The sequence below is a fragment of the Oryzibacillus soli genome, assembly GCF_051594765.1.
In the GTDB taxonomy this organism is placed as follows: domain Bacteria; phylum Bacillota; class Bacilli; order Paenibacillales; family NBRC-103111; genus Paenibacillus_AR.
The window spans coordinates 189,180-211,642 of sequence record NZ_JBPPGJ010000006.1 but is presented as its reverse complement, the minus strand read 5'-3'; the positions used below and the strand labels follow the sequence as shown (position 1 = coordinate 211,642).

Genomic DNA, 22,463 nt, shown 5'->3' with positions numbered 1-22,463 from the left:
GAAATCCGTTAGGAGGATCTTGCCCGGCTTGCACATTCTTGGCTCAATGGGGGATTTTCCCTGATGATAGGGACGAGATTTCGTGGTATTATGTCGATTAAACTCGCATTTTGTCACATTTGTGACATCTTCATTTGTAGAGGCAAAATTGCCGAAAGGCAATGACGCAAAGCTTCGGGCCTGCGGCGGTGACGCTATGGCAGCCGGGCTGCCAAGTGGGCACGTTCGGACTGCCCGTTGTTTTCGGGCGGTCTTTTTTGGTGTATGCGGAAGGGGGCCGGCTGCCTGAATGATCATCAACAACGGGAGCACCAAAACCAATGAGATGATGGGGGTTCAACCATGAATATGTTACGAAATTTCAATGTCAGGGTAAAAATCAATCTGCTGATTATCGTAGGCCTTGTCTGCCTGCTGGCCACAGGCATCCTCGGATACATAGGAATGTCCAAGATGAATGATGCCTCCAACAGCATGTATGAAGAGAATCTCCTGCCCAATCAGACCTTGAATACGATCCAAACGAACGTCACCAAGCAGGAGTCCTATCTGTATGAGCTGATGGTCAACATGGATGAAAAGAAGAATGTGGAGCTGCTCCAGCGTTTTCAGGATCTGTCCGGCCAGAACGACAAGCTGTTGAGCGAATACCAGAAGACCAGACTGGATTCCTACGAAGCGGATACTGTCGCCAAATATACCGCGCTTACGCCGAACTACCGCAAGGTCCGGCAGGAGGCCCTGGACCTTGCCCTGCTGAACCGGAATGACGAGGCCTATGAGCTTTACCTGGAGAAGGTCGTTCCCCTTCGGGATGAGCGGCATAAGCTGCTGCAGGCGCTGATTGATTACAATATCAAATCGGCGGATATCATCAATCAGACCAATGCGGATGACTTCGCGGATTCCCGCAATCTGACGATCGGCATCATCGCAGCCGCCGCTCTGGCCAGCCTGGCGTTGGGCCTCGTGATTGCCCGGTCGATATCGGCTCCCTTGAATCAGGTGCTCCGCGTGCTGGGCAAAGTGGCCGAAGGCGATTTGCGGGAGACGGTGGAGCTGGACTCGAAGGATGAGATCGGGCGATTGGCCGCGGCACTCAACCGTACGATGGGTACGCTGCACCTGACCATAACCGGCATCCTCCAGCAGGCCGAAAGCGTATCGGCGGCCGCCCAGCAGATCTCCGCCGGCTCGGAGGAAATCTCCAGCGGCAGCAACAGTCAAGCGCAGGACGCCCAAACGATCAACGAGCTGTTCAAGGAGCTCTCCATTGCCATCAACTCCGTGGCGGAGAGTGCGGAGGACGCGTCCGGCCTCTCTCAGAGAACGTTGAATCTGGCCCAGGAAGGGGGCCAAGTGGTCCGCCATTCCATTGAGGGCATGGCTCAGATCAACCGTCAAATGGGACTCTTAGCCGAAGACTCCCGCAAGATCGGGGACATCATCGATGTCATCGACGATATCGCCGATCAGACGAACCTGCTGGCGCTGAATGCGGCCATCGAGGCCGCCCGCGCCGGGGAGCAGGGCAGAGGCTTCGCCGTGGTAGCGGATGAAGTGCGCAAGCTGGCGGAACGGAGCAGCGAAGCGACCAAACAGATCTCCGCCATCATCAAGGGGATGCAGGAAAACACCCGTCACAGCGTCAAGGCCGTCGAAGGCGGCACCGCCGCCTCCGAAAAGACGGGAGAAGCCTTCGACGGCATCATGGGCGTGGTGAACGAAACGGCTCAGAAGGTTTCCGAAATCGCCGCCGCTTGCGAGCAGCAGGCCGCTCAAGCTACGGATGTGATGCGGTCCGTGGAGAGTATCTCCGCTGGAACGGAAGAGGCCTCCGCGGGCTGCGAGGAAATGGCCTCAACCTCCCAATCCTTGGCCCAAATGGCCGTAGCACTTCATACGCAGGTTGCCAAGTTCAAGCTGTAGGGCTTGGGGAACGAGAGGGGGGCCGATAAGTCGTCAGACGACTTATCGGCCCCCCTTCTATTTTAGTAGATCCGGAAGGAATCGAAGTCCGCCCAGCCACCGGGCGCGCCGTCCGCCGACGGCAGACAGAACAGTCCCAGCTTGGCGCCGGTCCAGCCGCCGACCTCCGCTGTGAAGGGGGCGCCGACCGGTTGGAAGGCGGTCCCATCCACACTGTAGAAGAAGGTGCACAGCGCCCCCTCCTCCACCCGGACCATCAGGTGCACACAGCGGTCTGTGCCGATGCCGTCCAGACGCACCACTTCCCGGACCGTCTCCACAGGGGCTTCACCGGTCCCGTCCCCTAAGGCGAAGACCAGCTTGGCGCCGTCCGGTCCGTCGGCTTCGCAAGCCGCGAAGGCATACCGGTGCCCGAACATGCACAGCCCCGCCCGAACCCCAGGACCGCCGGACAGCTCCAGCTTGGCGGCGGCGGTGAATACCGGCGCCGGCAGCTTCTGGCACAAGAGCTGCGGCAGTCGGTACAAGGTTCCGTCCACGCCCTCCGGATGCGGGCGGGCATACAGCCGCAGATGCCCTGGCCGCTCCTCCAGGGAGTACCAGTCCCGCTTCCAGTTGGACTGCCACTGCCATTGAAGCCCTAACACGGCTCCCTCGAACTCGTCACCCGTAGCAGGAACCGCAACGGGCCACTCCCGGCCCACGTTGGGCTTCGACCACTCCAGCACCGGCTCTCCGATTCCGTCTCCGTTCCGGTCCTCCCCCATCACGGGCCAATCGTTCTCCCAGCGCATGGGCTGCAGATGGACGATCCGGCCGTAAGCATCCCGGTCCTGGAAGTGAAGGAACCAGCTCTCGCCCGATTCCAGCTCCACATAACCGCCCTGATGAGGGCCGTTGACCGGCGTATCGCCCTGGTGCAGCACGATCCGGTCCTCGTAAGGCCCGAAGACGCTGCGGGAGCGGAAGATTGCCTGCCACCCCGTCGGCACTCCGCCGGCCGGAGCAAAGATGTAGTAGTAGCCGTTCCGTTTGTAGAGCTTAGGTCCTTCCAGCGTCGGATGGCTCTCCGTGCCGTCGAACACCAGCGTACCGTTATCCAGCAGGCTGCGGCCGTCCGGGCTCATCCGGCACACCTGCAGCTTATGCTTGATGCCCGACCGGCTCTTGGCGAAGGCGTGGACCAGATAGGCCTGCCCGTCCTCATCCCACAGGGGGCAGGGGTCGATCCAGCCCTTGGCTTCCTTCACCAGGTGCAGCGGGGACCAGGGTCCTGCCGGATCCTCTGCGCTGCACATGAAGATGCCGATGTCCGGATCGCCGAAGTAGATCCAGAACCTGCCGGCATGGTGCCGGATGCTGGGAGCCCATACGCCGCAGCCGTGCAGCACCCGTCCGTCGTAACGCTCCGGAAGCCGCTCGACCGCATGGCCGATGAGCTCCCAGTTCACCAGGTCCCCCGACCGCAGAATCGGCAGTCCGGGCACGCTGGTGAAGCTGGAGGCGGTCATGTAGAAATAGCCTCCGTGGCTCACGACATCCGGATCCGAATAATCCGCATACAGCACAGGGTTCTTATACCGGCCGTTCCCCAGATCGGCGCACCAGACGTGCTTCTTGTTCTCCGCTTGCTCCGTGTTCATGTGATCCTCTCCATCCCTTGGCAGTGTGCCTGCCGATTATTTCCGCTCGTTCGCACCCAGCCGCCGGCGCCAGGCCTTGACGCCTATGCACAACAAAGTCCCGCAGAGCCCTTGCGCTTCTGCGGGACTTGGCTGACGCCGGCTTCTAGGGCCCGGCGGTTTTATTTTTGCGCGGCCTTCTCCTTCTCCAGGAGCTTGGCCCACTCATACAGCATTTCCTTGGCGGTCATCTTCTTGGACATGACCTTCTGGATCATCGGCTCCATGCTCTTCTGCACGTTGTTGTAGCCGGCCAGGTAATACGGGTTCTGCGCGAACTTGGTGTCCGGGGATGCCAGCAGGTCCGCGGCGGATTTCATGTACGGCAGCTCCTGCACCCATGCATCCTTGGCGGCTTCCTTGTTGGCCGGGATCTCGCCGTACAGCTTGGCGTACTTGCTGTTGGTCTCCTTCGACAGGTAGAAGGTCATGAAGGTCCAAACGGCGTCCTTATCCTTGGCGGTCTTGGACATGGTGAGTCCCAGCGGCATCAGGCCCGGGTGTACGCGGGTGCCCTTGACGCTCTTCGGGAACGGTACCGCTTGGAACTTGGTGCGGTCGCCGTTGAACGCCTTCTCATGGGAGCTGGCGGAGCCCAGGTTGTGGACTACGACGGCGGTCTTGCCGGATTGGAAGGTAGCAGCAAGCTCGGTCCAGCCCTTATTCAGATCGTCCTCCGGGGTGAAGACGTTATACGCGCCCAGGTATTTCTCCACGAACTGCACATGCAGCGGATCGTTGATGGTGGCCTTGCCTTCCTTGGTGAAGTACTCCTGGATGCCGGAGTAGGAATACATCAGCATCTCCAGCGTATTGGCGCTGCCCGCGCCGCCCCGGATGCTCAAGCCGTACCGCTCCTTGGACTTGTCGGTCAGCTTCTTGATGTCCTCGAAGAATTGGTCCCACGAATCGGAGACCGGAATGCCCGCATCCTTGAACCAGTCCGGACGAACCCACATGTTCCAGGTCTGGGTGGAATAAGGCATCGCATACAGCTTGCCTTCCTTGGTGTCCATGGCCCGATTGGAGGTCAGGTTGGCGGCGTTGATCTGATCCTTGCCGCTCCACTTCTCCAGATAGCCGTCCAGAGGCTCCAGCAGGCCGCGGGCGATCATGTCCGCCTTGAAGTTATTCGTGATGTCAGGCGCCTGGCCGGCGGATACGGCCACGTTGAACTTCTGCTCATATGCGGCCAGATCGCCCGGTACGCCCAGATACTCGACCTTGATGTTCGGGTACTTCTCCATGAATTCCTTGACGACACCCTCGAAGAAGGCATTGCGCTCCGGAGTCACGGCCGCCGCCCAGAAGCTGATCTTGGTCTCTTTGGCCGGCGCGGCGGAGGATGTGGAGGCAGCCGTTCCGGCAGGGGCCGCCGAGGCTGCGGGCGACTCGTCTTTGGAGCCGCAGCCCGCTGCCGCTGCGATCAGGGTTGTCGACAGGGCCAGGGTCAGGCCGAGTTTCATTTTTCTCATACGTGTTGACCTCCTGTTTGGTAGAAGCTTATGCGGATGATGGCTATGTGAAGGAGCCACCGGCAGCGAAGCCGGGCTCCCGGCACATCGGCGAGAGGGGATGCCCTCTCCGGTCAATCAGCCCTTGACGGCGCCGCCGCCCAGGCCTTGGATCAGGAACCGCTGGATGTACATGAAGAGCATGACGGGCGGGATCAGGCCGATGATGCTGCCTGCGGCCAGCTTGGCGTATTCTACGCTGAATTCGCCGATCATGAACTTCAGCCCGATCGGGATGGTGAAGTGATTCTCCGTCGTAATGAAGGAGAAGGCGACGAGAAACTCGTTCCAGCAGCCGATGAAGGCGAAGGCGCTGGTGGCCACGATGCCCGGCAGGATGACCGGCGCGATGATGGTGAAGATGATCCTCATCCGTCCCGCACCGTCCACCATGGCCGCCTCATCGATCTCCTTCGGAATGGAGGAGACGAAGCCCTGCATGAGCAGCGTGTTGAACGGAGTCTGGGAGACGATGTAGAACAGCACCAGCGAATAAGGCGTGTTGATCAGTCCCATGGTCTTGAAGATCAGGAACAGCGGGATGATGAACAGCATGACCGGCATCATCTGGGTGCCGAGCAGCATGATCATGAACGTGCTCTTGCCCTTGAAGCGGAAGCGGCTCAGCGCATAGCCGTTGGCGATAGCCAAGAGGCTGATGGCGATGACCGACAGGAACGAGACGTACAGGCTGTTGCCGAAGTAGACCGAGAACTTGTTGTCGTTCCACACGTGGACGAAGTTCTCGAAGGTGGCCGGACTCGGGAGGTACGAGATGGTCTCGCTGACGATGTCCTTCTCATGCTTCAGCGAGGTGGATAGGGCCCACAGGAAGGGCACCATGATGAAGATAAGGGCCGCCGCCAGCGGCAGGTAAAACAGTCCCGCCCGGGACACAATGCGGTTCAGCGTCTTAGGCATCCTGCTCCCTCCCGTATCCGTTCAGCTTCAGGTAGAGAATGACGAAGATCAGGAGGAACAGGAAGGTGACGACGCCGAGCGCCGAGCCGTAGCCGTAGTTGCCGTCCAGAATCGATGTCTTCATCATGTAGATCGGAAGCGTGGTGGTCATGTTCATGGGGCCTCCCGAGGTCATCGTGAAGATCATGTCGATGGAGTTGAACTCCCAGATGCCGCGGAGCAGCGTCGCGAAGAGGATGCTCTCCTTCAGATACGGCAGGGTAATGTACCAGAGCTTGCGGACCTTGCCGCAGCCGTCCACCTCACAGGATTCGTAGACGTCGTTCGGAATCGATTGCAGCGAAGCCAGCAGCGTGATGGCGAAGAAGGGAATCCCCCGCCACAGCTCGGCCACCACAACGGAGCCGAATACGGTCTCCACATTGGCCAGCCAGGCGATCTTGCTGTGGATGATCCCCAGGTTCATCAGCAGGTCGTTGATGACGCCGATGTGCTGGTTGTACATCAGGGCCCACAGCATGGTGGTCAGGACACCCGATACCGCCCAGGGCACCAGTACCATGGAGCGAACCATCCCGCGCAGGCGGAAGGTTTGGTTCAAGAGCAGGGCCAGCATCAGGCCGAAGACCAGCTGCAGGAACACCTCGATGAAGACCCATTTCAGCGTGATGCCCAGGGATTCGAAGAACAGATCGTCATCGGTGAAGATCTTCACGAAGTGGTCCAGGCCGATGTAGCCTTTTTCCCAGATACGGGTGAAGTCGTAGCTTTGAATACTTAGATCGAATACACGGAGAATGGGGTATACCATGACCACCGCGATCAAGAGCACCGTCGGGGCAATCAGCAGGTAGGGAAACCAGGTGTCGGCGTTGGACTTCTTCTTCCTGGTCCGTTCGGATGCCGGCTGCCCGATGCTCAGTTGTGCGTTCTTGCTCATATCAGCACCTCCTGACTTAATAGTAGCCGGAGGGGGCGTTCTCTTGAATAAGATAATTTTCGAAGGTTGTTTGATATTTTATACAAAAAAAACAAACAACCCGCTTATAAGCGGGTTGGCTTGCACGTCCAAGACGGGCGCTCAGCGGTCCGTCTGCATCTGCTGCCGGTACTCGATGGGGGATTGGCCCGTCACTTTTTTGAACAGCACGCTGAAATACTGCGCATTGGCGTAGCCCACCTTCTCGGCCACCTCATAGCCCTTCAGATCCGTTCCGGCCAGAAGCTCCTTGGCCTTCTCCACCCTCACGCCGGTCACATAGTCCATCACGGTCATGTCCTTATACTTCTTGAAGAGCGTGCTCACATAGGCCGGGGTCATGTGGACCTCCTCCGCCATCTGGGACAGGCTCAGGTCCTCATTCGCATAATGCTTTCGGATGTACTCCATCACCCGGTCGATGACCGTCTGATGGGAGCTGCGGCTGTACCGGATCTCATCGCTCCAGATGATGCCGCTGCCCGATGCCACATCCTTCAGCCCGACGGCGGAAAGCGCCTCGTTGTACGAGACCGGCAGCCAGCCCGGCCCCTCGTAGAAGGCTCCCACACCGATATAAACCGGAATCTTCAGATACCGGGAGATGGCTTCGCGGATCGGCTCCAGCAGGGTGTTGAGGCGACGGTTCAACAGCTCCTTGTCCCCGGTGTCGGACGTCTGGATGATGATGTTCACCCGCTGGTTATACGTGGCAAAATGCAGCCCCTCCGCCCCGCCCGGATACAGCTCCGTGCAGATGTTCTTCACCGAGAAGAGCATGAGCTCCGGATTCTCGGGGGCATTCGGGCGGTTGAACCGCTTGCTTCCCTCCGCCTGGATCACCGCCGCCCCGAAGAACGGACCGCGCAGAGGCAGCCCGATCAGCTCCGCCTCCCGCTTCACCCGCTCCTCGCTGCCCGAGCCGGCCAGCAGATCGCTCCAGAACTGGTTCTCGATGAGTCCCGAGCTCTTGCGGACCTTCTCCGACACCCGCCGCTGCTCCTCCAGATTACGGCCCGCCGCCGCCACGGACTCCAGAATCTTGTCGTTCTCCTCGTATTTCAGCACGAAGTCCGAAGCCTTCAGCTGCAGCGCTTTCTTGGCATAGGCGAAATCGTCATACCCCGTCAGGAAGACCACCTTGATATCCGGGTATTCGCCGGCCACCTTCTCCGCCAGCTGCAGCCCGTCCATGAAGGGCATCCGGATGTCGGTCAGGAGCAGATCCGGCGCAAGAAGACGCACCTGCTCCCACCCCTCCTGCCCGTTGGAGGCGGTGCCCGCCACTTGGATTCCCGCTTCCTCCCACGGGATGTTGCGCTTCAGCCCTTCCCGGATCCAATCATCGTCATCCACGATCAACAGCTTCAGCATCCTAGACGTCCCCCTCCCCGCCGGCAGGAATGACCACCGTCACCCGCGTGCAGATTCCCTCTTCGCTCTCCAGCTTCAGCCCATACCCTTCTCCAAAATGCAGCCGGAGCCTCATATGCGCATTCCGGAGACCGAAGGTGATGGGCGCCTCCTCCACATCCGGAGTGGCGATGGAGGCAAGGAGCTGCTCCAGCTTGTCCGCCGGAATACCCGGCCCGTCATCCGTCACCGTCAGATGGACCTCCGCCCCCCGGCGCCGTCCCTCGATACGGACCAGACCGCGGTCCGTCTTGTTCTTGATGCCATGATAGATGGCGTTCTCGACGATCGGCTGCAGCGTCAGCTTCATGATCGGCAGCTCCAGGACCGATTCGTCCACCTCCACCTCATAGTCGAAATCGCGGCTGTACCGCAGCTTCAGGATGGTCAGATAGCTCTTCACATGCTCAAGCTCCTCGCGGATGGGGATCACTTCCTTGCCCCGGCTGATGCCGATCCGGAAGTACCGGGTCAGCGCTCCGACCATAGAGGAAGCCCGCTCGTTCTCCCCCATATCCACCAGATGCTTGATCGAGGCCAGCGTGTTATACAGGAAGTGGGGCTGGATCTGCGACTGCAGAGCCAGCAGCTCGATCTGCCGCTTCCGTTCCTGCTCGTCCCGAACCTTCTGCAGGAGCTCCTTTACCGATTGCAGGAGCCGCGCCAGACCGTTGGCCAGCACCCCGATTTCATTGCGCTCCTCCAGCCGGAAGTCCACGTCGAAGTGGCCCCGTTCGAACTGCTTCACCTGTCTCGACAAGTACCGGATGGGATTGCTGAGACTCCGTGCCACCACGGTGGCCACCACGGCGAAGACCAAGAGAATCACCACGATGAACACCAGCGTGAAGGACTTGATCCGGCCCGCATCCTTCAGGATGTCCTTGTCGGGCACCACGGCCGCGATGACCCATCCGTTGATGGGAATCGTATTGTACATGACGGTCATGCTCTCGCCGGTGCCGCTGCGGACCGCCAGCTCTCCGCTCGGCCCGGACCTCTGCGTGAGCCCCTGGAGCACGTCGCCGCCGACGCGGTACTTCTCATCCGGCTCCTTGGATAGCAGCACGCCGTCCGGGCTGACGAGGGCCAGATGCCCGTTGGGACTGACCTTCACATTGCGCATGATATCGAGAAAATACTGCTGCCTCATATTGAGAAGCACCAGCCCGTTCACCTCGGACCGGGGAGTGCCGATGATCTTGAAGACGCTGAGCACGTCCCGGCTCTCCACCGTGTCGATGACCCGGTCCTGGTGTCCGTTCAGCCAATAGTAGCCCCGTTCGTTGCTCTGGTAGCGGTCGACCCAGTCCGCCAGATCCACCCCCACCTTGCGGGGAATGTAGTCCTTCTGCAGATGGAAGGACCGTCCGTTGTTGAAGGCTACGAAGATGGAATCCACCATCTGGTAGTGGGCCAGATAGATCTCATCGAAGCGCTTGCGCAGGTCGATGATGTCGTCATACCGGTTCTCCTCCACCGTCTGGCCCCTGCCGCTCAGAATGTTGCGGAAGGCGTTGTTCTCCTCGATGACCACCAGCTGCTCGAACAGGGTATAGAACTTGTCGTTCAGGTAAGTCTTCGTCTGCTGCACCGTATCCGAGAGCAGGTAGTAGGCGTTCTTCCGGAGCTGCCGCTCCGCCGTCAGATAGGAGAATACGCCGGTCATCGTCACGGACAGGACCAGGAGCGGCAGGAAGTAGATCAGGAGCTTGGTTTGGATGGGAGTACGGGCGATGTAGTGGTTCATCGGTTCAGTCTGCCTCCTCCGGAAAGCCGCCTCGCGGCCAAACCGGCCTGCGGGCGAATCCGCCCCAAGCATATCACTTGTCCTTCCGCCGCCGCAATACCCTTTCCCCGCGCGGGCTGCCTTTAGAGATCAACATGCTCGACCTTGCGGATCGACAGGTACGCGACCAGAAGGCCGATGAAACCCAACGTGATCGGGATCCCGATAATGGTGCCGAGGTTCGCATTGTTGTCGCCCGTATTCAGGATGCCGATGATCAGAATCGAAGAGACAATAGTGGTCGGCACCGACTTTTTGCGCATACCGAAGAACAGCGGAATGAGGGCCATGCCCGCCGAAGCGGCCGCATTCACGACCAGAGACAAGGCTTGGTTCGCCATGACTTCGGCTGTCAGCGGATCCTGCACAATGCTCCATCGCTCGTTGAAGAAATAGAAGCCGACCGAAGCCAGCACATCGGATACGAGAATACAAAGGAAGGTCACGACGCCTACAATCAGTAATTTGGAGAAGAGCAGCTTTTTCCGGTTGACCGGATACATAAACAGAATGGTCATGGTGCGGTTCCGGTATTCGTCTATCACGAGTCTGGAGAGCAGAACCGATGCGTAGATCACAAAGGTGGATTTGGCAAACAATTCAATGACATCCAGCGCTTCCGCATAATCCCGGAACGGCTTCGTCCCTTCCGCGACCTCCGAATATCCGACAAGAAGGACAAATCCAAGGATGGCCAGTGTGGCAATGGCCAAGGTTCGGACCGGTCCCCGGATCTTAAAGCGTCGTAGCTCCAATCTAATGAGATGCAGCATGCTTCTCGCCTCCCTGTACCAATTGCATGAAATAATCCTCCAAGCTATGGCTTTTCTTGTTGAAGGATTCTACGGGAACGCCGTTCATGATCAGCGCTTTGGCTATATCCCCCTGGGCCACGCTCCGCTCGTATATGCGGATGGTCCGGCCGCCCTCCATGATCCGGAAATTCGATAGATGCAGAACGCTCTCCAGCACGTAGCCGGCCTTGGTTACATCCGAAGTTTGCAGCTCCACATATTCGGTGTTCTTGCCGCGGATCGCCTCCATCGCCACCTCTTCCACCAGCCTGCCCTCCCGGATCACGGCCACGGTGTCCGCAATCTGCTCGATCTCCCCCAGGATGTGGCTGGAAATGAGAAGGGTGATGCCATACTGTCTGCTGAGCATCACGAACAGATCCCGCAGCTCGCGGATGCCCACCGGATCCAGGCCGTTGATCGGCTCATCCAGAATCAGGAGCTCCGGCTTGGTCGTAATGGCCCGTGCGATGCCCAGCCGCTGCTTCATACCGAGGGAATAGTCCCGTACCGGCTTGCTCTCGATATTCCTCAAGCCGACCAGCTTCAGCGCCTCTTCGATGGCGCCCTTGTTATAGAAGCCCATATACTCGCAATGGAGCTCCAAATTATCGCGGGCCGACAGCTTCTCGAAGAAGATGGGATATTCGATAATGCTGCCCATTCGCTTCAGCAGCTCATACGAGTGGTGGGTCAGCTTCTCCCCCATGATCTCGATTTCTCCGCCGGTCGGCTTCACCAGATTCGCCATCATCTTCATGACCGTCGTTTTCCCCGCCCCATTGGGGCCGAGGAAGCCGTAGATCTCGCCCTTCCGCACGTTCATGCTGACGTTCGAGACGACTTCCTTCCCGCGGTAGCTCTTCGTCAATTGATGCGTTCGCAGTATATATTTCATGCCTGCTGTCCTCCCCTGAACCTTTTCTCCAGTATATCCGGGGGTCCTGTCGATTCTCTTACCCGTTTCTTACAAAAATCTTACGGGGCAAGCGACGGGCGTCCCCCATAGGATAGCATGGCAAACCGCACGGTAAACACCGTGCGCACATACGGCTCGCTGCTTACTTCGACGGTGCCTTCCATCTGTTCCGTCAGCCGCTTGACGATGGTCAGTCCCAGACCGCTCCCCTTGGTCGAGGTGCTCCGGGAGTCCTCCAGCGTGTACAAGCGCTCGAAGATCCGTTCCTTGTCCGTCTCGGCAATGCCTCTGCCGCGATCCCACACCTCCATATAGGCATGGGAGTCGTCATGGCTCAGCTTCAAGCCGACGGTTCTGCCCTCGTCTCCGTACCGGATGGCGTTGGAGATCAGGTTGTCCAGGATCCGGCTTAAGGCCTCCTCGTCGGCATAGATCGTGACGGGCTCCTCCGGAATCTCGATGTTTACGTCAAAGCCCTTGCTTGTCAGAATATCGTAGTAGCCGAGAATGCTCTTGCGGCAGACTTCATCCAGCAGGACGGCTCTCCGGCGAATCTGCCAGTCTCCGGATTCCAGCTTGGCCAAGTTGAAGAATTGATTGATGAGATCCGACACTTCCACGGCCTTCATCTGCACATGAACAAGAAGAGCCTCCCTCTCCTCTGCAGGAAGCTCCCGGTTAAGCCGGATGGTCTCGATATAGCCCAAGATCACGGCCAAAGGTGTCTTCAGATCATGGGAAACGTTGGACAGCATCCTTCGCATCGACAGCTTGGTCCTGTTCCCGTCCGACACCACCTCATGGTTGTAAGCCAACAGCCGGTTGACCCCGATCAGCAGATCCCTAAGCTCGGGCTCTGCCGTGACAAGCAGCAGCCGTTCCGCCGTCTGGTCGGAGATGATGCCGTCAAGCTTCCCGCAGATGTAGCGGAGATTCGCGTTCCGTTCCTTCGTTTTCCTGATCCGTACGATATGCATCACGACCGACACGAGAAATAGCGCGCCCCATACATAGGCCATCTTATTGCTCCCCCAGCTTGTAGCCGATTCCCCATAAGGTCTTGATATACCGCGGCGAGGAGGGATCGTCCTCGATCTTCTCCCGAAGCCTTCTCATCTGGACGTTGATTACATTCTCATCCCCGTAGTAGCCCTCGTTCCATACCTGCTCGTAGATTTGCGCTTTGGTGTAAACCCGGTTCGGGTGGGTGGCGAACAGCTTCAGGATCTGAAATTCCTTCGCCGTCAGCCGGATCGGTTCCCCGTTCTTCATGACGGAGAAATTGTCCGGATCGATGATCAGATCGAACTGCCGGATCAACCGGTCTGCCGGGCTGGGCGGGGCGATTCCTGGTGCCGACAGCTTGTAACGGCGAATGGCCGCCTTCACTCTTGCCGTCAATTCGATCAGGGAGAAGGGCTTGGCCAGATAATCGTCCGCACCGAACCCGAGCCCGAGGGCCTTGTCCAGGTCTCCATCCTTGGCCGAGACGATCAGGACCGGAACCCAGCTCGATTGTCTGACCCGCTGCAGGAAATCCATCCCGTTCAAGAGCGGAAGCATCAGATCGAGAATGATCAGATCGAACGTGCCTCCTTGAAACAGCCGCACCGCTTCCTCGCCATCGTAAGCTGTCTGGATGAGATACCCTTCCGTCGTCAGATGACGGGATATGATCTCACTTAAATGCCGGTCGTCCTCCACCAGCAATACCGTATCTGCCATTGTGCACCGCCTGTTCGGATCTTGGTTCTACTATATCCCATTATAAGGCACATTCTGGGAATACCCAATGCCCCAGGGAACATAGGGGCTGGATGGAAAGCAAAAGAAGCCCTTCCTTGGTCGGATGGAAGCGTCGGGCTTCCATTCCAAGGGAGGACTTCAATGGTCTTATTCCAATACGGGATCAGCCCAGCCGAACTTGGCTGCCGCCCTTCACTTCTACGATCTGTTCGTCCACGCTCAGCCAGACGCTGGCTGCGTTGGGGTTGTAGACCAGATCGCATCCTGCGGAGAACTTCAGCTGGCCGTAGGCCTTGATGTAGTCCACGATCTCGATGTTGGTGGCGTACCAGATGTCGTCCCGGCCGCCGATATAGCCGCAGAAGCCCTCGATGAGCTCCCAGTTGTTGTCATTGTCGAACTCGTAGCTGTGGCCCCAGACGTACATCAGGTACAGATACTGCTTCTTGAAGAGACCGGCGAAGGTCTCGGCGTTCTTCATCAGGTCCCGGTTATGATGGCAGGTGCCCTTCCACTCGAGGAAGTCCTCGGGCAGGCCGAAGCCGCCATGGGTCGGAACCACACGGGCATACTCGATGCCCAAGTGGGGCAGCATGCTGATGATCTCCCGGCTGTAGGAGCCGTTCGGATAAGACATGCCCCGCACGGTGTAGCCCACCAGCTGCTCCAGCTGCTTGCGGTCCTCCATAATCTCATGGACCAGCATCTCCTTCGGACAGCGGGCGATGGTCGGATGGGTCAGGGTATGGGCCGATACCTCATGGCCCTTGTACAGCTCCACCGCTTCCTCTGCGGTCAGGCGGTCGTTCGTGCCCAGCAACCCGGCGTTGATATGGAAGGTTCCCTTAATACCGTTCTTGTTGAAGATGGAGACCAGCCGCTCATCCGCTCTGCGGCCATCGTCGTAGCTCATGGTGAGCGCTTTGAACTTTCCTTCCGGGTAACACAGCAATATTCTTGCCACTTACGGTTCCTCCTTAGGGGGCCGGGCGCTTGGATCCAAGGCCCCGTCATGTGGCCCGACTCGAATCGGGCAATACCCCTAGCATAAACCTTCCCCTCCGTCTTGACCAGTGCCGAAAAACATCGGCGCCAGGAAGAACGGCCGTCGGATATGCTTTTAGGGACTGCATCTGCCGTACACCTTCAAATCCGAATACTCGGCGATCAGCGGGGCCATCTGGCGGAAGCCGAGCTTGCCGCCGCCGAGCAGCGGACCAAACGTTTCTCCGTCATCTACCCACTCGAACAGCAGCAGCCCGTTGACGGAGAATCGGACGCGGCCTCCGTCCTTCACGGCCAGCAGCCGGTAGGCTCCTTCCGCATCCGCCACTCCGGGGATCGGATCCGCTCCTTGGGCCACCAGATGGAAGCCGTAGCTTTTGCGGAGGTTGCACGTATGGAACTGCCGTTCCTCCGGCCACCGGCGCCTGAAATAGGAGATGTGGAACGCATTCATCTCCCCGTGGTGGTACTGCTCATACTCCCCGGTCCGCGGGGCCAGTGAAGGGTCGAACAGGCTCCGGTCCTCCGTCCCCCGGGCCGCCAGGAACAGGATGGCGAGCCCCGGCTCCCGGAGCGGCCGGAAGTCCCAGGCCACCGCCACGTCCGCCGGGAATTCCTCCGGACACCAATAGACCAGGTTGGCCTTCTGCCCTTCGGCCGGGTCCCGGAGGCTCTCCAGCCTCATCCGCTTCTGCGGGAAGGTGGCCGCTCCGTCCCCTTCCATCCGGAAGCCGGCCGTATCCTCCGGAGCCGCCAGCGGATTCTCGTACAGAAGGCTCCAGCCGGCGGCCATCAGCTGCCCCTCATCCGCCGCCGGATGCAATCCCGTTGCCATCCTTCCTTCAGCCTCCCTTCACGCCGCCTGATGTCTCCTGGCGTTCGGGCAGGGCATCGGGAATCAGCTCCAGGCTGATGATGGTGTTCAGAGACCACTGGGCCGCTTCGTTCGTATTCATCCAGTCGATCTCCTTCAGCGCCTCCAGGTGGACCACGTCCGCTTCCTCCTCCGCCAGCCGCACCCGGCCGAACGGATTGTCCAGCAGCACCCTCCAGCAGTTCTCCGCTGTCCGGCGGTCCTTGCGGTAATAGGCGCCGTAAGCGGCGATGGATCCGCTCAGCACGGGATGCTCGAAGCTCTTGTGGCTGATCTCGCCCTTCGTGAGCAGGTCCTTCTCCTCCTGCGGAAGGTTGAAGTACACGCCCAGCTCCGCCATCATGTCGTTCCACTCCGGATCATCCAAGAGCTCCGCCAGCTCGAACCAGACCTGGGGCCCTCCCATGCAGACCGCCAGATGGCGGCCGTAGTTGTCCTCGCCCATCGGCGTGAGCACGCCCGTCGAGGGATCGTAGCCGTAGGTGGGGCCGGAGATCAGGCGGTACCGGGCTTTTTTGATGCAATCGATGCCGGTCAGGATCTTGTCGCGGTAGAACGTATCCTCGAACCGCTCCCAGCGGGTCATCCAGTTGGAGGAGAAGGCCGCCCAGTCCGGGCCCACCCGGATATGAGCCGGATGCTCATCCTTCGGGAAGTAGGCGCGCATCGGATCCAGGTTCACCGTGGCGTAATCCGCATCCTTCACCAGATCCAGCAGGTCCCCGGTCCGCTCGTCGGCCGTCAGATAATAGTAATACCGGTGCAGCCCCGCCATGGCGATCCGGGCCTCCTTGCAGCCGCAGCCCCAATGGACCACGTTATGCCGGGAGCCGAGCCCCGCATATTCGCCGAAGTGGTACACGTCCACCTCGCCGGTGTGCCGCGTCATGGCCTCCGCCAGCCGGAAGACATCGGCCCGGCCGGATCGCAGGAACGACAGCCACAGCCACATGTTGGGGGCCAGCTCCGTGTTCTGCCAGGCGCAGCCGCCCAGATCGTAATTCCAGACATGGCGGACCGGGTCATAGCTGTGCATGAAGTCGCCGTAATCCCAGAAGCCGTACCACCGCCGCTGCTCCACCTCCCGCTGGTAGAAGGCGATGACGCCGTCCAGCTGCTCCTCCACGTACGCCTTCGCAGGCGTGCTCCGGTCGGGCAGGCTCCAGACGCCGAAGGCCCCGGTTCCGCGGTAGTGCTCCGGCTCGCAGACCAGGAGCGCAGGCTCCTGCGACTCCGCCAGCAGAGCGCGCAGCTCCTCCGGAGAAGGCGTGCCCGCCAGCGCCCACAGCATCACCTCATTGGTGTTGGCGATCCCGTAGGGGGTGGAGCGCAGCTCTTCGGCCCCCTCGTAGGAGGATTCCACGTGGGTGCGGGTGTCATAATGGCGCAGATCCATGGCCCCCGCTTCGGGGGACCAGAACCACAGGGTCAGCTCCGCTTCGTCGCCGGCCATGCCGGTCACTTCGCCGCCGGACGGATGCTTCTGCCAGAAGCTGCGCATGCCTGCCGCCAGTCCGCCGGCGGAGCCTCCGGCATAGAAGAGCCCACCGGCCCGCCGTCCGTCCGCCACCTTCAGCCAGCAGCAGTCCTTCCCGGTCCGCTTGGATACCCGGTAATGGTCGGCGGATGCCTGCACCAGCTTGAAGCCGTCCCAGGTGGCGGAGTCGTCCAGGAGGTGAAGGAAATACGCGTCCTCGGACGGATCGAAGCCGATGGCCTCCCCCGCCGACTGGCGCTCGAAGAGCTCCCGGTACTTGCCCTTGGTGCGCCGAGTATGCAGCGTCTTCGGGGATTCGCTGAAGAAGCCGTCATCGCCCGCCATCCGGACATGCCGGTTGTAGAGCGGTCCTTGCAGCGGCAGCCGGAAGCGAAGGCCCAGACCCTTGATGGCATCGGCCGCCGGATCGCCGTCGAAGTGGAACGTATGCACCAGCCTGACCGTATCGAGTCTCGCGAAGAAATAGAGCCGGAGCGTATAGGGCAGCCACTCCCTTGCGCCGGTCTCGGCCCGGTGCAGGCCGTCCACCCGGACAACCGCCCGGACCGGACCGTTCTGCTCCACCACAGCGGACTTCACCACACCGGCGAAACGCTCCTCCCGCACGATGCGTCCCCCCTGTACAGCTGAGGTCTCTTCGCGCAGCGCGACCAGCTCGCTGCTGGAACAGAGCTCGGAACCCTGCCGCACGATCCGGCGGATGACCGCATTCCCGGTCCTGCCGATCTCGCAGATGATGGCTCCCGTATCTACAAGCACCGCGTCCTGCGACTCCGTGACGGACACCCGTCCGGATCCGCTTTCCCCGGCCGTAACGGACGCCTCATGATCCTTGACCGCGCCTGCGCAGGCTTCCGCCTGATCCGACCGCGCGCCCCCGGCCGTCCCTGCCTTCTCCACCGTCCATACGCCGTCCGCATCCCCCGGCAGCACCGCCGCATGGGCGGACCATTTCACGCTGCCATCCGGCCAAAACGCCGCAGGCCAGCTCTGCAGGGGCAGGCTGGCCTTGTCACCCGGCAGCATCAGCCGCAGGGTCTCCTCTCTTCGCAGCTCGCCCTTTCTCCAGGGGATGCCCCATGCCGTACCGGCTGTCCGGCCGGCTGCCGGAGTCAGTCTCCGGAGCCGGACTACGGTATCCTTCTCCATTGCCGCCACTCCCTCTCTCCACGATGTCGTTCTAAACATCCTACATCTGCGAAGTGTAACGGGGAAGGCTTTTACCGGCAATCGGATTTTTTTGCAGGGGGATGACTGCGGTTTGGACTATTTGATTCGGCTTGCACATTATTGCACGCCGCTTACCCGCTGCGGCTCATCTCCCGGTATCGGGTGGGCGTCATGCCCTCCAGCTTCTTGAAGATCCGGTTGAAGTAGCTGTGCTGGTAGCCTACCTGCTCTGCCACGTCGTTGATCCGGAGCTCCGACTCCCGGAGAAGCTCCTTGGCTTTTTCGAGCCGAAGCTCGGTCAGGTAATCGATGAAGTTTTTGCCGGTCACCTGCTTGAAGCTCTTGCTCAGGAAGAACGGATTGGTACCCGTATGGTCCGCGCAGCTGTCCAGAGAGATGTCCTTCATGTAATGGGTCTGAAGGTAGATCATGGCCTCCTCGATCATCCGCTTCACCTGGGTGTCCGACCGCTCCAGAAGCTCCTTCAGGAAGGGCCCCGTCACCTTCTCCCGGAACCAGGCCGCGTACAGCTTGGGATCCCGAATCTCGGAGAGCTGGGCGTACAGATTAGCCCCCTTGAACAGGCGGTTGGGCTGGATGCCCGACACCATGATGGCATGCTGGATGCTGCCGAGCAAGTGAAGCATGCCCTGCTGCACGTCGATCTCCTTGGCGCCTCCGGTGGAGAGTGCCTCCAGGAAAGCCGACAGAAGCTCCTCCGTCTCTTCGGCCCTGCCGGTGCGCATGGCCTGGATCAGCTCCCGCTCCAGGGTAAAAGGATAGGGCGGGCCCGCGCCGGGGCCCTCCTCCTCCGCCATCTGCTCCATCAGGAGAATCTGATTGTCGCTGCCCCAATTCCGGTACCGGGCGGCATGCTGCGCGCCTTCGTAGGCGAGAGGAATATCCGAGACGCTGTCCACCGGACGGCTGACGGCGATGGTCACCCGCATCTTCAGAATCTGGTTCACCGCCTGGGTCAGCTCTCCGCAGAAGAGCTGCAGCGCCTCCCTCCACGGGGAATCCCCGGATACCGTCACCAGCAGCCCCGCCGTCAGGTCGTGGAAGTTGATAGTGTCGCTCTGATCAAAATGCCGTTCCGCCAGCTCTCCGATAATATTGACCGCCGCAAAAGTAGCCAGCCCTTCGTCGCCATAGCGGAACTTGCCATCCAGGCCCGTAATGCCGGCCAGCCGAATGTGCAGGATGACGAAGATCCGGTCCTGAACCTCCCACCGATACTGCTCCATACGCTTCAAGAGATCGTCCTCCGAATACGCATACAGGTATCCTTGGAGCAGCTGTTGCAGGAAGCTCTCCTTCACGTGGGGCAGCTGCTCGGCCAGCCGGACAGACAGCTCCCGGCTCTCCCGGTGCAGATGCTGCCACTGCCGCTCGATCAGGGCAAATTCATCCTCCCGTCCCTCCGAGGCTACCTTCTCTCCCGTCAGGAGCTTCATGAGCCGGCCGACGGGCATATAGATACTGCGGGACGCCAGCCAAGCAAGCACGCCCGCCAGCAGCAGGGACACGCCGCTGATGAGGAAGATCATCTTGGAGAGGAACACCACCGGGGAGGTGATGCTCGTAATCGGAGACGCTGACACATAGGTCCAGGTAGAGGCAATTCGGGTAAACTGCCCGTAGGATACGGTGTAGGTGGCCCCGTTCCAGTCGAAGAAGAAGGAGTCCTTGGCCGTCTTCCGGGACCCGATCTTCTCCCGGAGCGCAGTCAGGAAGGTCTCGTCGAGGCCATCACCGCTACCCGCAGAAGCAAAGAGTTCCCCGTTGTCTCGGAGGAGCAGGGCCTCGCCGCCGTCATACGGCATCATGGTCCGGAGCATGCCGGCCACCTTTTCCGGATCCAGCCGGATGATCAGCTCGCCGAAGGGCGGTTGGCTCCCCCCGGGGATATGATGGACCAGCGTCAGCTCTTTGGCGTCCGGACGGGCCGGATCGAAGGCCCACTGGGTCCAGAACGTGACCTGCGGGGTCGCAAGCAGCTTGCCGTAGACCTCCTCCGCCCTCGCCTTGTCCGCAAGGGAATACTCCGTATCGAAGAGCAGGGGCTGCTCCCCATCAAGGTACAGCTCCACCCGTTTGACCATGTTGTTGGAGCCCTGCATGACGAGCAGCGTCTTCGTAATATCCCTCGCCCGCTCATAATCCTTCACGAAATCCAAACCGTTCAAGGTGTAATCGAACTTGGGGTCGAAAGCCCAATGGGACAGCATCAGCTCCAAGGTGGACAGCTGCTGGTCCATATTGGAAGCCCGCTGCTCAATCTGACGGTTGTGCAGCTGGAGCAGCTCGCTCTCCACTCTCTCCCCCCCGAACCAGTAGACCAGGGCGCCGATGACCAAGCCGGGAATGCCCGATACCAGGAGCAGCATCATCAGGCTCTTCCGGTAGAACCGGCCTTTGCCGCCTTCCCGCCGCTGCCGCAGCTGCCTGAACCGAAGCAGGTCTCCCATCCGTATACTCATCTGCCTCACCCGCCGTTTCCTGATTTGGTTGTGCCGCCGGCCGGAAGGGACGAGGTCCGGTTCTGATAGGCGGCATTTGTCTCACGGATGATCCGGTCTCCCCCGCTCTCGCGCCAGGCTTGGACCGTCCGTTCCCAGCCGGCATCATCCAGCTTGCCCACGATGTACTGCGTCCGGGCCTCCTCGATCATGGAGTCCAGCATGGTCCCCTTCATCTTATGGGTCTGTGAATCGAGTCCCGCCGCAGGGTTGGGCACCAGATAACGCTGGTTCTGCTCCATCACCCGCTGCACCTTATCGCGCAGCGGCGTGGCCGGCTTGAACATAGATGCCGTCCGTTCCGGAATGTAGATGAGCAGCTGGCTCAAGTCGTTCAGCCTCGAATCGGCGGGGATGCTTGCGGGCTCGAATACCGACAGACGCCCGTCCTTCACCGTGTAGTGAATGTCCTCCATCCCATAGGTCAGAAGCCTCTGCATCTCGGGATCGTTCAGCCGGTCCAAGAACTCCAGAACCTTCAAGAGCTGCTTCTCGGTCGAAACGGCCGATTTGGAGACCATATAGATCCCGCTGTAGCCCGGAGTCGGCAGCACCCGCGCTCCGCCTGGGCCAGTCACGTATCCTGCCACATCCACCACCGCCGACGGATCGCTCTGGACCAGTGCGCTTTCCAGCCGCCCCGCCGTGTCCGCCACATCCACCATAACCCCGGATTGGCCGCCAATAAACGGCTCATTCCAACGGGCCGGATCATGGATGGGGAAGTCGGCATTCACCAGCTTCTCCGCATACAGCCGATGGAAAAAACGGAGCGCCTCCCGGTATTCCGGCGTCGTGAAATCCGGGATAAGTGCCCCGTCCGGTCCGGTTCCCCACTGGTTGGGGGCGCCGAACCACAGCTGCATGACATCCCAGGGCAGCGAATATTTGCTCACCGTCAAGCCGTAGGTGTCCTGCTTCCCGTTCCCGTCCGGGTCCTTATATGTAAACGCCTTCAGTACCTCGTAGAATTCATCGATGGTCGCGGGCACCTTCAGGCCCAACCGGTCCAGCCAATCCTTCCGGTAGGAGATGCCGTGCCGCCCTTGGGGGCGGGATCTGTAGATCCCGTATATTTTACCGTCTACCGCCAGCTGCCGCAGAATCTCCGGGTCGGCCTTGCTCAGGTTCGGGTAATTCTTCAGATAGGGGCCAAGATCCCAGAAGGCCCCGGCCTGTATGGCGTTGGCCACGGCAGGCGTCCTCGTATTCTCCGCCTTCAGGAGCATGGGCAGCCGTCCGGAAGCCAGAGTGATGTTCAGCTTGTCTGTGTAGGATGCGTTAGGCACCCAAGTGATATCCAGCCGGGTGTTCGTATATTGCTCCAGCATCCGCAGGATCCGGTTGTCGGGGCCTGCAGGGGCGCCGGAAAATGCCGAGCTCATTATGGAGATGGCAAAGGGCTCGGCTCCCTGCTGGCTCCGTCTTCCTGCCGGAGCTTCTCCGGCTCCGCAAGAAGCCAGGAGCAGCAAGGTGGTGCCAGCCGCAAGGGCGGGCAGCAGTTTGCCAGATTTCACGCTCTTCACCGCCTAGAATGGATTAGGGTCCCCATCCAGCTTAACCCGGAACCTTGGGGAAAAACAAGCAAATTAACCGTTAATTTTCGTCATTTTTCCGGCGCCCTTCATGCCGCCACGGGTTCATTCAGCTTCCCTTAAGGTTGGATTAAGTTTCCATTAAGGTGTTTTTCATTCGAATTTCACCAATC

General features: G+C 60.1%; 16 protein-coding genes and 1 riboswitch. Of the genes, 1 reads left to right on the top strand and 15 read right to left on the bottom strand.

Annotated elements, in window-relative coordinates; genetic code table 11:
• Positions 1-131: 131 nt before the first annotated feature.
• Positions 132-216: riboswitch (cyclic di-GMP riboswitch) on the top strand.
• A gap of 126 nt (positions 217-342) precedes the next feature.
• Positions 343-1,929: a methyl-accepting chemotaxis protein gene (locus tag ACSEXW_RS10310; RefSeq protein WP_438446049.1), complete on the top strand. Its 1,587-nt coding sequence runs from the start codon at positions 343-345 to the stop codon at positions 1,927-1,929.
• Positions 1,930-1,991: 62 nt separating this feature from the next.
• On the opposite strand, the gene ACSEXW_RS10305 is transcribed toward ACSEXW_RS10310, so the two are convergent.
• The 15 genes from ACSEXW_RS10305 to ACSEXW_RS10235 all read right to left on the bottom strand — a co-directional run bounded on the left by ACSEXW_RS10305 (position 1,992) and on the right by ACSEXW_RS10235 (position 22,272).
• A complete protein-coding gene (locus ACSEXW_RS10305) occupies positions 1,992-3,572 on the bottom strand; it encodes a glycoside hydrolase family 43 protein (RefSeq protein ID WP_438446048.1) in 1,581 nt (526 codons plus the stop codon).
• Positions 3,573-3,733: 161 nt separating this feature from the next.
• Positions 3,734-5,086 (bottom strand): ABC transporter substrate-binding protein, encoded by a 1,353-nt coding sequence (locus ACSEXW_RS10300; RefSeq protein WP_438446047.1) that lies wholly within the window; start codon positions 5,084-5,086, stop codon positions 3,734-3,736.
• 117 nt (positions 5,087-5,203) lie between these two features.
• Complete coding sequence (locus ACSEXW_RS10295) at positions 5,204-6,046, bottom strand: carbohydrate ABC transporter permease (RefSeq protein ID WP_438446046.1); 843 nt, start codon at positions 6,044-6,046, stop codon at positions 5,204-5,206.
• Positions 6,039-6,986: a carbohydrate ABC transporter permease gene (locus ACSEXW_RS10290; protein ID WP_438446045.1), complete on the bottom strand. Its 948-nt coding sequence runs from the start codon at positions 6,984-6,986 to the stop codon at positions 6,039-6,041. Before ACSEXW_RS10290 ends, ACSEXW_RS10295 begins: the two co-directional genes overlap by 8 nt.
• A 141-nt stretch (positions 6,987-7,127) precedes the next feature.
• Positions 7,128-8,399, bottom strand: a complete 1,272-nt coding sequence (locus tag ACSEXW_RS10285) for a response regulator (protein WP_438446044.1) — start codon at positions 8,397-8,399, stop codon at positions 7,128-7,130.
• Position 8,400: 1 nt separating this feature from the next.
• A complete protein-coding gene (locus ACSEXW_RS10280; RefSeq protein WP_438446043.1) occupies positions 8,401-10,188 on the bottom strand; it encodes a sensor histidine kinase in 1,788 nt (595 codons plus the stop codon).
• 122 nt (positions 10,189-10,310) lie between these two features.
• Positions 10,311-11,000 (bottom strand): ABC transporter permease, encoded by a 690-nt coding sequence (locus ACSEXW_RS10275; RefSeq protein WP_438446042.1) that lies wholly within the window; start codon positions 10,998-11,000, stop codon positions 10,311-10,313.
• Positions 10,984-11,919: an ABC transporter ATP-binding protein gene (locus ACSEXW_RS10270; protein ID WP_438446041.1), complete on the bottom strand. Its 936-nt coding sequence runs from the start codon at positions 11,917-11,919 to the stop codon at positions 10,984-10,986. Before ACSEXW_RS10270 ends, ACSEXW_RS10275 begins: the two co-directional genes overlap by 17 nt.
• 80 nt (positions 11,920-11,999) lie before the next feature.
• A complete protein-coding gene (locus ACSEXW_RS10265) occupies positions 12,000-12,959 on the bottom strand; it encodes a sensor histidine kinase (RefSeq protein ID WP_438446040.1) in 960 nt (319 codons plus the stop codon).
• Between the two features lies 1 nt (position 12,960).
• Positions 12,961-13,665, bottom strand: a complete 705-nt coding sequence (locus tag ACSEXW_RS10260) for a response regulator transcription factor (protein WP_438446039.1) — start codon at positions 13,663-13,665, stop codon at positions 12,961-12,963.
• Positions 13,666-13,849: 184 nt separating this feature from the next.
• On the bottom strand, positions 13,850-14,650 hold the full coding sequence (locus ACSEXW_RS10255; RefSeq protein ID WP_438446038.1) for a polysaccharide deacetylase family protein: 801 nt from the start codon (positions 14,648-14,650) through the stop codon (positions 13,850-13,852).
• Between the two features lie 156 nt (positions 14,651-14,806).
• The gene (locus tag ACSEXW_RS10250; protein ID WP_438446037.1) at positions 14,807-15,526 is read right to left on the bottom strand and encodes a DUF1961 family protein; all 720 of its coding nucleotides are present in this window, start codon (positions 15,524-15,526) and stop codon (positions 14,807-14,809) included.
• Positions 15,527-15,533: 7 nt separating this feature from the next.
• Positions 15,534-18,212, bottom strand: a complete 2,679-nt coding sequence (locus tag ACSEXW_RS10245; protein WP_438446036.1) for an exo-rhamnogalacturonan lyase family protein — start codon at positions 18,210-18,212, stop codon at positions 15,534-15,536.
• 152 nt (positions 18,213-18,364) lie between these two features.
• The gene (locus ACSEXW_RS10240; RefSeq protein WP_438446035.1) at positions 18,365-20,716 is read right to left on the bottom strand and encodes a helix-turn-helix domain-containing protein; all 2,352 of its coding nucleotides are present in this window, start codon (positions 20,714-20,716) and stop codon (positions 18,365-18,367) included.
• Between the two features lie 5 nt (positions 20,717-20,721).
• The gene (locus ACSEXW_RS10235; RefSeq protein ID WP_438446034.1) at positions 20,722-22,272 is read right to left on the bottom strand and encodes an extracellular solute-binding protein; all 1,551 of its coding nucleotides are present in this window, start codon (positions 22,270-22,272) and stop codon (positions 20,722-20,724) included.
• Positions 22,273-22,463: the final 191 nt, after the last annotated feature.

Bases quoted from the DNA above. Each gene is read 5' to 3' on its own strand.
- ACSEXW_RS10310 (WP_438446049.1), top strand. From the start codon at position 343: ATGAATATGTTACGAAATTTCAATGTCAGGGTAAAAATCAATCTGCTG.
- ACSEXW_RS10305 (WP_438446048.1), bottom strand. From the start codon at position 3,572: ATGAACACGGAGCAAGCGGAGAACAAGAAGCACGTCTGGTGCGCCGAT.
- ACSEXW_RS10300 (WP_438446047.1), bottom strand. From the start codon at position 5,086: ATGAGAAAAATGAAACTCGGCCTGACCCTGGCCCTGTCGACAACCCTG.
- ACSEXW_RS10295 (WP_438446046.1), bottom strand. From the start codon at position 6,046: ATGCCTAAGACGCTGAACCGCATTGTGTCCCGGGCGGGACTGTTTTAC.
- ACSEXW_RS10290 (WP_438446045.1), bottom strand. From the start codon at position 6,986: ATGAGCAAGAACGCACAACTGAGCATCGGGCAGCCGGCATCCGAACGG.
- ACSEXW_RS10285 (WP_438446044.1), bottom strand. From the start codon at position 8,399: ATGCTGAAGCTGTTGATCGTGGATGACGATGATTGGATCCGGGAAGGG.
- ACSEXW_RS10280 (WP_438446043.1), bottom strand. From the start codon at position 10,188: ATGAACCACTACATCGCCCGTACTCCCATCCAAACCAAGCTCCTGATC.
- ACSEXW_RS10275 (WP_438446042.1), bottom strand. From the start codon at position 11,000: ATGCTGCATCTCATTAGATTGGAGCTACGACGCTTTAAGATCCGGGGA.
- ACSEXW_RS10270 (WP_438446041.1), bottom strand. From the start codon at position 11,919: ATGAAATATATACTGCGAACGCATCAATTGACGAAGAGCTACCGCGGG.
- ACSEXW_RS10265 (WP_438446040.1), bottom strand. From the start codon at position 12,959: ATGGCCTATGTATGGGGCGCGCTATTTCTCGTGTCGGTCGTGATGCAT.
- ACSEXW_RS10260 (WP_438446039.1), bottom strand. From the start codon at position 13,665: ATGGCAGATACGGTATTGCTGGTGGAGGACGACCGGCATTTAAGTGAG.
- ACSEXW_RS10250 (WP_438446037.1), bottom strand. From the start codon at position 15,526: ATGGCAACGGGATTGCATCCGGCGGCGGATGAGGGGCAGCTGATGGCC.
- ACSEXW_RS10245 (WP_438446036.1), bottom strand. From the start codon at position 18,212: ATGGAGAAGGATACCGTAGTCCGGCTCCGGAGACTGACTCCGGCAGCC.
- ACSEXW_RS10240 (WP_438446035.1), bottom strand. From the start codon at position 20,716: ATGAGTATACGGATGGGAGACCTGCTTCGGTTCAGGCAGCTGCGGCAG.